Origin of the sequence: Pseudomonas sp. PA-6-3C (genome assembly GCF_021605825.1) — a bacterium.
Classification (GTDB): domain Bacteria; phylum Pseudomonadota; class Gammaproteobacteria; order Pseudomonadales; family Pseudomonadaceae; genus Aquipseudomonas; species Aquipseudomonas edaphica.
This window is the reverse complement of record NZ_WKDV01000083.1, coordinates 1-10,012: the sequence shown is the minus strand read 5'-3', so window position 1 is coordinate 10,012 and position 10,012 is coordinate 1. Positions and strand designations below refer to the sequence as shown.

6 protein-coding genes are annotated in these 10,012 nt (G+C 64.3%); all 6 read right to left on the bottom strand.

Going from position 1 to position 10,012, the window contains the following annotated elements; all coding sequences use genetic code 11:
* Positions 1-2,410: excinuclease ABC subunit UvrA (locus GIW48_RS29400; RefSeq protein ID WP_236478374.1), on the bottom strand; the 2,410-nt coding region annotated here is incomplete at its 3' end.
* On the bottom strand, positions 2,407-4,119 hold the full coding sequence (locus GIW48_RS29395; RefSeq protein WP_099548156.1) for an ATP-binding protein: 1,713 nt from the start codon (positions 4,117-4,119) through the stop codon (positions 2,407-2,409). The genes GIW48_RS29400 and GIW48_RS29395, both read right to left, overlap by 4 nt.
* 110 nt (positions 4,120-4,229) lie before the next feature.
* Positions 4,230-7,301, bottom strand: a complete 3,072-nt coding sequence (locus GIW48_RS29390; protein ID WP_236462876.1) for an error-prone DNA polymerase — start codon at positions 7,299-7,301, stop codon at positions 4,230-4,232.
* A complete protein-coding gene (locus tag GIW48_RS29385) occupies positions 7,298-8,710 on the bottom strand; it encodes a Y-family DNA polymerase (protein ID WP_170040991.1) in 1,413 nt (470 codons plus the stop codon). The genes GIW48_RS29390 and GIW48_RS29385 overlap by 4 nt, the downstream gene beginning before the upstream one ends.
* 7 nt (positions 8,711-8,717) lie before the next feature.
* Positions 8,718-9,332, bottom strand: a complete 615-nt coding sequence (imuA, locus tag GIW48_RS29380; protein WP_017135401.1) for a translesion DNA synthesis-associated protein ImuA — start codon at positions 9,330-9,332, stop codon at positions 8,718-8,720.
* Positions 9,332-9,949 carry a transcriptional repressor LexA gene (gene lexA / locus GIW48_RS29375; protein WP_017135402.1) on the bottom strand — a complete coding sequence of 206 codons (618 nt, stop codon included), beginning with the start codon at positions 9,947-9,949 and terminating at the stop codon, positions 9,332-9,334. The genes imuA and lexA overlap by 1 nt, the downstream gene beginning before the upstream one ends.
* Between the last annotated feature and the right edge of the window lie 63 nt (positions 9,950-10,012).

Sequence of the window (10,012 nt, the reverse complement as noted above, 5' to 3'; positions counted from 1 at the left end):
GCCCAATATCAATCACCCAATCCCCCTGGGCCACCACGCGCATCTCATGCTCCACCACAACCACCGTGTGCCCCGCGTCCACCAGATGATTAAGCTGACTCAGCAAACGGTCCACATCCCGAGGATGCAAACCCGTAGTCGGCTCATCCAACACATACAACGTCGCGCCCCGGGCATTACGTTGCAACTCGGTCGCCAACTTGATCCGCTGCGCCTCACCGCCGGACAGCTCGGTCGCCGGCTGCCCCAGACGCAGATACCCCAAACCGATATCCCGCAACACTTGCAACGAACGCAACACCCCAGGCTGCTCGGCAAACACCTCGACCGCCTGCTCCACGGTCAACCCCAGCACCTGGGCAATGCTCAAGCCTTGCCACTTGATCGCCAACGTCTCAGGGTTATAACGCGCCCCATGACACGTCGGACACGGCGCATACACGCTGGGCATAAACAGCAACTCGACACTGACAAACCCTTCCCCCTCGCAATGAGGGCAACGGCCCTTGGCGACGTTGAACGAGAACTGCCCGGCATCGAAATGACGCTTCCTGGCCGCCGGCGTTGCCGCAAACAATTTGCGCACGTTATCGAACAACCCGGTGTAAGTCGCCAGGTTAGAACGCGGCGTGCGGCCGATGGGTTTCTGGTCCACCTGCACCAAACGTCGAATCTGTTCCAAACCGCTGCTGACCCGCCCACCACTGCTTTGCGGGGCATCGTCTTCAAGGCTCGGTTCTTCGTCGCTTTCCAGCACACGGCCCAAGCCTGTGCCCACCAGTTCCAACAGCGCCTGGCTGACCAGACTGGACTTGCCCGAGCCGGAAATACCCGTCACCGCCGTAAAGCAACCCAGCGGGAAATCCACGCTTAGATCCTTGAGATTATTACGCGTCACCCCTTCAAGCTTCAGCCACCCCGACGGCTCACGTCGCGTCGTGCTGCAAACGCGCCGCTCGGCAAACAAATACTCGCGCGTCTGCGAGGCCTGCACATCCGCCAACCCGGCCGGCGGACCGCTGTACAGCACTTGTCCGCCGTGCTCACCGGCCGCCGGGCCCACGTCGATCAGCCAGTCGGCGCGGCGCATGGTTTCCAGGTCATGTTCCACCACAAACAACGAATTGCCGGCCGCTTTCAAACGCTCAAGTGCAGTAAACAATGCTTCGCCATCCGCCGGGTGCAGGCCTGCCGAGGGCTCGTCCAGCACATAGATCACGCCGAACAGCTGCGAGCCCAACTGGGTGGCCAGGCGCAGTCGCTGCAATTCCCCGGATGACAATGTAGGCGTGCTGCGCTCCAGGGACAGATAGCCCAAGCCCAACTCGGTGAGGGTGCTGACCCGCTCCAGCAAGTCCTGGGCGATACGCTGAGCGGCCAGGCGCTTTTCCACCGACAGCTTCATTTTGTCCTGCCCCGCCGCCACCGGGCGCAGCAGCTCGGCCAACTGCGCCAGCGACAGTTGCGACAGCTCGCCGATGTCCACCCCGGCAAACTTCACCGACAGCGCCGCCTTGTTCAGCCGCTTGCCCTCGCACGCCGGGCACGCACTGCCCTGCATGAACTGCGACACGCGCTTTTTCATCAGTGCGCTTTGGGTATGGCTGAAGGTGTGCAGGATATAGCGCCGCGCACCGCTGAACGTGCCCTGGTAGCTCGGCTCCAGCTTGCGTTTCAACGCGTCGCGGGTTTGCTGTGGGGTGAAGCCTGCGTACACCGGCACGGTCGGGGTTTCGTCGGTAAACAGAATCCAGTCGCGCTGCTTTTTCGGCAGGTCGCGCCACGGGATGTCCACGTCATAGCCCAGGGTCACAAGGATGTCGCGCAGGTTCTGCCCCTGCCACGCCAAGGGCCAGGACGCCACCGCACGCTGGCGAATGGTCAAGGACGGATCCGGCACCATCAGCGCCTCGGTCACCTCATACACGCGGCCCAAACCGTGGCAGTGCGGGCAGGCGCCCTGGGGCAGGTTCGGTGAAAAGTCCTCGGCGTACAGCATCGCCTGCCCCGGCGGATAACTGCCGGCACGCGAATACAGCATGCGGATCAGGCTCGACAAGGTAGTGACGCTGCCCACCGACGAGCGTGCACTCGGCGTGCCGCGCTGCTGTTGCAGGGCCACGGCCGGGGGCAAGCCTTCGATAGCGTCCACATCGGGTACGCCGACCTGGTCAATCAGGCGCCGCGCATAGGGCGCCACCGATTCGAAATAGCGGCGCTGAGCCTCGGCATACACCGTGGAAAACGCCAGGGATGATTTGCCCGAACCCGATACGCCGGTAAACACCACCAGGGCATCCCGGGGAATGTCTACATCGACGTTACGCAGGTTGTGTTCGCGGGCGCCGCGCACGCGTACAAAGCCTGGGCGCTGGGCGGTGATCTGGGGGATGTTGCGCTGTGACGTCATGGGCAACCTTGTCTGGCGGTGAGCACGCTGCGCACCCGTTGCGTGAGGGCTTCGGGGCTGTAGGGCTTGCTCAGCAGATGAATGTCGGAGCTCAGCAAATGATTGCTGGAAAGAATGTCGCGGGTGTGCCCGGAGGTGAACAGCACCGCCACCGGCGGGTGCTGCACGCGCGCCCAGTCGGCCAGGTCGGTGCTTTTGACCCGGCCGGGCATCACCACGTCGGTAAAGATCAGGTCCGGCTGCACGCCGTTTTGCAGGGTTTGCATGGCCCGGTCACCGTCTTCGGCGGTCAGTACCGTGTAGCCCGATTGCTGCAGCAACTCGACCACGGTCAGGCGCACGCCTTCGTTGTCCTCGACCACCAGGATGGTTTCCTGGCCGCCGCTGTGAGTCGCCTGCTCGGTGTCGACCTCACCACATTCGGGTTCCAGGCTGTGGGGGAAATACATCTGCACTACCGAGCCTTTGCCCTCCTCGCTCCACACCTCCACATGCCCGCCGCTTTGGCGCACAAACCCGAACACCATGCTCAGGCCCAGGCCGGTGCCGTGCCCTTCGCGCTTGGTGGTGAAGAACGGCTCGAACGCACGCTTGAGCACCTCCTGGGGCATGCCGACACCGGTGTCGGTCACTGCCAAACGCACGTATTCACCGGGCTTGATGCTTTTACCGATGCAATCGCCCGGGTTGAGGATGATATTTTCGCCGCTGATGCGAATCACGCCTTCGCCTTGCATGGCATCGCGGGCATTGATCGCCAGGTTGAGCAGCGCGTTTTCCAATTGGTTACGGTCGACATTGATGCACCAGGAATCCTGGGGCAGTTGCACGTCGATATGAATGGTCTCACCCAACGCCCGTTGCAGCAGTTCGCCTAAACCGGCGTAGATGCGTTGCGGGTTGTACACCGCTGGCGACAACGGCTGGCGACGCGCAAACGCCAACAGTTGCGAGGACAGCTTGGCGCCGCGCTCCACCGCCGCGATGGCCGCCGTGACCCGGCGCTGCACCTGGGGGTTGTCCGGCTCATTCCGGGCCAGCAGGTGCAGGTTGCCGGCGATCACTTGCAGCAGGTTATTGAAGTCATGGGCCACGCCGCCGGTCAGGCCGCCGATGGCTTCAAGCTTCTGGGATTGGCGCAACTGATCTTCGGCGGCGGAACGCGCTTGCACTTCGGCGGCGACGCGTTGCTCCAGGTTATGGGTAAGTTCCTGGCGCAGGCGCTCGGAATGCACATGCTCGGTGGTTTCCACCACAATCGCCAACACCCCGGCTGGCTGCTGATTGTCCCCGGCGACGGGGCTGTAATAGAGGTCCAGCCAGACGGTTTCCGGCTTGCCGTTACGCAACAACACCAGGTCTTTGTTGTTAAACGTCAAGGTACCGCCCGCCAGGCAGGTGTCGACCACGTGGCGATTGAACTCGGCCACCTCCGGCCAGCCCAGCTCCACCGGCGTGCCGAGCAAGTACGGATGCCGGCCGCCGGCAAACACCGAATAGCTGTCGTTGTAGATCATGTAGCCGGCCCGCCCCCACAGCATCACCATCGGCACGGGCGAGGCCAGCATCATCTGCACGTTGCAGGCCAGGCTGGCGCTCCAGGTGTCAATCGGGCCAAGATCCGTGGCGGACCAATCGAAAGCACGGATACGCTGGGCCATTTCACCGGACCAGCCTTCACAGCCGTAGGGGTTGGATAAAAATTGCATCGGTTGGCTCTGTGCAAAGAGAGGGTATTTGCAACGTTTTGGAGCGCGCCAGCGGCGGATGGTTTCACTTGTTATAAGTTAGGAGGTAATGGCGACAAAAACCACTGCCCTCAATGAAAATCCCGGCTGCGCACATGAATGCCTTCCAGCAGTGGCGTCAGGTCGGTGAGACGCCCGGCAATCAGGTGCCGCACCTCGCCCACCGCCTCCCAGCGCCCGTCGACTTTGAGCAGCCGCGAGCCGACCAGCGCCAGGCGCTGGCGTTCTGCCAGGTCGCGCCAGACCACCACATTGAGGTTGCCGAATTCATCTTCCAGCGTCACAAAGGTCACGCCGCTGGCGGTGCCAGGGCGCTGGCGCCCGGTCACTAGACCGGCGACGCTGACATTGCGCCCATGCTCCACCGCCATCAGCTCCAAAGAGCTGCGGCAGCGGCGTTTGCGCAACTCATCACGCAGCAACGCCAGCGGGTGCGGGCCGAGGGTGGTGCCAACCGTGGCGTAATCAGCCTGCAAGTCTTCGCCAACCGTCGGCGCCGGCAATTGCACCGCCGCTTCGTCGGGGCTCGGCAGGCCCGCGAACAACCCCAGCTGTTTATGCACGCCTGCCACTTCCCAGCGTGCCCGGTGCCGGTTGCCCGCCAGCGCACGCAAGGCCCCGGCATCCGCCAGCAACGCCTGGGCCCGCGCATCCAGGCCGGCGCGGTCGTCCAGGTCGGCAATGTCACTGAACACACGACGCTGGCGCGCCGCCTCGATGCGCCGTCCATCCTCCTCACGAAACCCCGAGATCATGCGCAACCCCAGGCGAATCGCCGGTTGCTGGCCGTCGACAGGCTCCAGGCTGCAATCCCAGTCACTGGCCAGCACATCCACCGGGCGGATCTGCAAGCGATGGCGCCGCGCATCCTGCAGGATCTGGTCCGGGCTGTAGAAACCCATGGGCCAGCTGTTGATCAAGGCACAGGCGAACGCCGCCGGTTCATGGCACTTGAGCCAGCAACTGGCGTAGGTCAGCAAGGCAAAACTGGCCGCATGGGACTCGGGGAAGCCATAGCTGCCAAAGCCTTTGATCTGCTCGAAAATCTGCGCGGCAAATTCCTCGCTGTAGCCGTTCTTGAGCATGCCGGTGCGCAGACGCTGCTGATGCGGTTCCAGGCCACCGTGGCGTTTCCAGGCGGCCATGGAACGGCGCAACTGGTCGGCTTCGCCGGGGCCATAGTCGGCGGCAACCATGGCGATCTGCATCACCTGTTCCTGGAACAGCGGCACGCCCAAGGTGCGCTTCAGCACCGCCTCAAGTTCCGGCGATGGATAAGTGGTGGGCTCTTCGTTATTCCGGCGCCGCAGGTACGGATGCACCATGCCGCCCTGGATCGGCCCAGGCCGCACAATCGCCACCTCAATCACCAGGTCATAGAAGTTCTGCGGCTTGAGCCTGGGCAGCATCGACATCTGTGCCCGCGACTCGATCTGGAACACGCCGATGGTGTCGGCCTTGCTGATCATTGCGTAGGTGGCCGGGTCTTCTTTGGGTATGCCTGCCAGAGACATATCGCGATTGCGATGGCGGCGCAGCAAGTCGAAGCAGCGGCGGATCGCGCTGAGCATGCCCAACGCGAGGATATCCACCTTGAGCAGGCCCACGGCGTCGAGGTCATCCTTGTCCCACTGGATAATGGTGCGCTCGGCCATGGCGGCATTTTCCACCGGCACCAGGGTGTCCAGCGGGTATTCGGAAATCACAAAACCGCCAGGGTGCTGGGACAAGTGCCGGGGAAAACCGATCAGTTGTTGAGTCAATGTCAGCACACGCCGCAGGATCGGGCTTTGCGGGTCGAAGCCGCCTTCGCGCAGGCGCGCAAGCGGCGGCGCATCTTCACTCCAGCGTCCGCAACAGTCGGCCAGCGCGTTGATCTGGTCCGGCGGCAAACCGAGGGCCTTGGCCACATCACGCACCGCGCCGGATGCGTGATAACTGCTGACCACCGCCGTCAACGCCGCGCGGGTGCGGCCGTAGCGTTGGAACACGTACTGCAGCACTTCCTCGCGGCGTTCATGTTCGAAGTCCACATCGATATCCGGCGGTTCATTGCGCTCCTTGGACAGGAAGCGTTCGAACAGCATATCCGTCAGGCTTGGGTCGATTTCGGTGATGCCCAAGGCAAAACACACCGCCGAGTTGGCGGCCGAGCCACGGCCCTGGCACAGGATCGAACGGCTGCGGGCGAAGCGCACGATGTCGTGCACCGTCAGGAAGTAGCTTTCGTAACCGAGGTCGCTGATCAACTGCAATTCCTTGTTGATCTGCTGCAAGGTCTTGGCGTCAACACCGTGTGGCCAGCGCTGGGCAATGCCTTCCTCGGTCACGGTGCGCAGCCAGGATTGGGCATCATGGCCGGCGGGCACCAGTTCGCGTGGGTAGTGGTAGCGCAACTGGCTGAGATCAAAGGTGCAACGTTTCGCGATGGCCAGGGTTTCATCACGCAGCGCTTGCGGGTACAACGCTGCCAGCGCGTCGAGGCTGCGTAAATGCCGCTCGCCATTGGGGTGCAGGCGCGTGCCGGCTTCGGCCACCGGCACGTGATGACGGATCGCGGTCATGGTGTCTTGCAAGGCCCGGCGCCCGCGCGCATGCATGTGTACATCGCCGCAGGCCACCGCCGGGATCTGCAGGCTGGCGGCCAGGGCCAGGCGCTGCTGCAAATGGCGCGCATCGTCCTGGCCGCAGTGCAGGTGCACCGCCAGCCACAGGCGTTCGGCGAAGGTGTGTTGCAGCCATTGGAGGGTGGCCTGGGTGTCGTTGTCTTCGGCCACCCACAGCGCCAGCAGGCCGGGCATCGGTTGTTCGAAGTCGGCGTGCAGCAGGCGGTAACGGCCTTTTTCGGCGCGGCGGCGAGCCAGGGTGATCAGGCGGCACAGGTGTTGATAGCCGCTGAGATCTTCGACCAGCAACACCAGTTTCGGGCCGTTTTCGATGCGCACTTCGCTGCCGATAATCAGCGGCAAATCCACCGCCTTCGCCGCCTGCCAGGCTCGCACGATGCCCGCCAAGGTGCATTCGTCGGTGATCGCCAGGGCGCTGTAGCCTTGGCGCTTGGCACGTTCGAACAGCTCCAGCGCACTGGACGCGCCGCGCTGGAAACTGAAATTGGACAGGCAATGCAGCTCGGCATAGCTCATGCGAACCAGCCTTGCAGCCACAGCCCGTCGTTCTGCCCCACACAGCGATAGGCCCAGCCTTGCTGGCCGGCACGGGTGCGGATCAGGTAATAGTCGCGGCGGATATCGGCGCCGTCCCACCAGCCGGATTCGATGCGTTCCGGGCCCATCAGGATCTGCACGCCCTGCTCGGCCAGCAAGGTCGGTTCAGTCAGCAACCAGCCGGGGCGCTGCACTTTGTGCAAGGTCGGGCACGCACGGCTGTCGGCGCTCGCCTGCCAGGCACATTCGGGGCGGTGGTCGGCGTGAAAGCGCAGGCTTTGTACGGCCTCATCGCCAAGCCGTGCGCGCAAGCGTTCGCGCAGTTGCTCCCAAGGCAAGGTTTGTTGCGGGCGATCGTCGAACAGGTCCTGGCGTTGCGGCACAAACACCGGCAGGTCCTGGGCCACCAGGCGGAACCCGCGCACCGGAGAGGTGACTTGCACCTGTTCCAGGCGGCCACGGGCCAGTTCGAACAGCATCGACGGTTCGCGCTCGGCACTGAGCAGGCCGACCTTGATCACACTGTCGGGCGCCTGGGCGTGTTCCAGGTGCAAGTCGAAACGTTGCACGCCACTGTCGCGCCCGCAGAGGAAGGCGGACAAGTCACCGGTCAGGCGCCGTAACGGGAACAGCAGCGCCTGGTGTGACTGCACGTCGAAATTCAGCTCGATGCGCACGTCGAACTGATCCGGCGGCTGGTAAAACGCCAGGGCCAGTGGGCGCTGCCCGCTCAGGGCATCCAGGTGCTTGAGCAAGCCGGCGTCAAAGCGTCGCGCCAGGGTGTGCCGAGGCAACGCCTGCACCTGGGCCAAGGTACGCAAGCCCATACGCGACAAGGCCGTGGCCGCCTGCGGGTCAAGACCGGCGCGGTCGATAGGCAGTGGCGCCAGAGCCTGCTGCAAGGCGTCCTCGCCGATCGCCAAACCATCATAAATATTCGCCAGCACCCGCGCCGCCGCCGGGTTCGGCGCGGCGACGATACGGTGGCGAAAGCCCAATTCGGTCAACTCCTGGCGCAAGCGCGCCTCAAACTGCGGCCACGGCCCGAACAGGCCCAGGCTCGACTCGATCTCGAACAGCAACGCACGCGGGTAATACACGCTGACCTGGGAGCTGAAACGGTAGGCCCAGGCGGCGAGGAACTGCTGCCAGCGCTCGATTTCGGCGGGGTCGTATTCGGCGCTGGCAAAGGTTTTGGCCAGGGCATGCGCGGCCGTCAGCGATTGACCTGATCGCAGGCCCAAGGCGCGGGCGGCGGCATTGACGGTTTGCAGCACGCGGCGCTGCGGTGTGCCGGCCAGCAGTACCAACGGTTGATCCGGCTCAGGGTGCACACGCTGCACCCCGTCCAGCGCCAATTGCGGGAAGACAATACACACCCAGCGCATGGCAACCTCAGTGCCCCGCCAGTGCTATCGGCGCCGGGTGGGCCAAGCCGCCCCGGCACTTGAGCACCCGCACTTGCGCAGGTTTTGCCTCAACGGCCAGGCGCAAGGCGGCGGGCGATGAATTGACCGCCTCGCTCAAAGCGCGCCAGGCAAACGCCAGGGTTTGCCCGGTCTCGGCCGCCACCTGCAAGCGCCGCAAGGCGCGGTCATCGGCCTTGCGCGGCCAGCACAGCACCGCGCCGCAACTGCCCGAACGCAGGCACTGCTCCACCGCCCACAACACGTCGCGCGCCTCGGCCTGGATCACCGAAAGCTGGCGCAAATCCACCCCGGCGTTCTGCCAGGCGTGGGGGTACGGCGTGTAAGGCGGCGCCACCAGCACAATGCGCTCGCCCGCCGTGGACAAGCGGGCCAGGGTGGGCAACACCAATTGCAGCTCGCCAACGCCCTCCTTCGCCATCAGGATTTCACTCAGCGCCGACTCCGGCCAACCGCCCGTGGGCAACACCGCGTCCAGCGCCGCCAGCCCAGTGGGGTGCACGCTGGCCGGTGGCACGGCGGGCCGGCCTTTCCAGACGCGGCCGCCATTGAACAGCGTATCCAGAGCAACGACGGCGCCCATCAACCTTGCCTCACCAGGCCGCAGAACACCCCTTCGATGGCCAGGTCCTGATCCGGCCCGACCACAATCGGTTGATACGCGGGGTTGCGCGGCAGCAGGCGCACCTGCTCGCCGTGGCGCTCAAAGCGTTTAATGGTGACTTCGCCGTCCAGGCGCGCCACCACGATCTGCCCGTTCAAGGCTTCGGCGCTGCGGCGCACGCCCACCAGGTCGCCGTCGAGGATGCCGTCTTCGATCATCGAATCGCCCTGCACACGCAGCAGGTAATCCGGGGTTTTGGCGAAAGTGGCGGGGTCGAGTTGCAGACGATTGTGCACTTCGGCATCGGCGCCGATGGGCAGGCCGGCGGCGACACGGCCGAGTACGGGCACGTCCAGCCATTCGGGACGCGCCGGTTGGTTGAGCAGGCGGATGCCACGGGCCTGGTTGGGGTTGACCTCGATGAAGCCGGCTTCGGTCAGGGCCACCACGTGTTTGCGAGCGACGCTGCGCGAGGCAAAGCCGAACGCCTCGGCGATCTCGGCGAGGCTTGGGGGCTGGCCTTGTTGCGCGATACGGTCGCGGATGAAGGTCAGGATGGCGGTGCGACGGGGGGTCAGGGTTGTCATGGAGTACATTTGTACTCTTGTGGGAAATTTCTGACAATAGCCGGTAGTCGGGATTGGGGGGCTGTTGGGGTT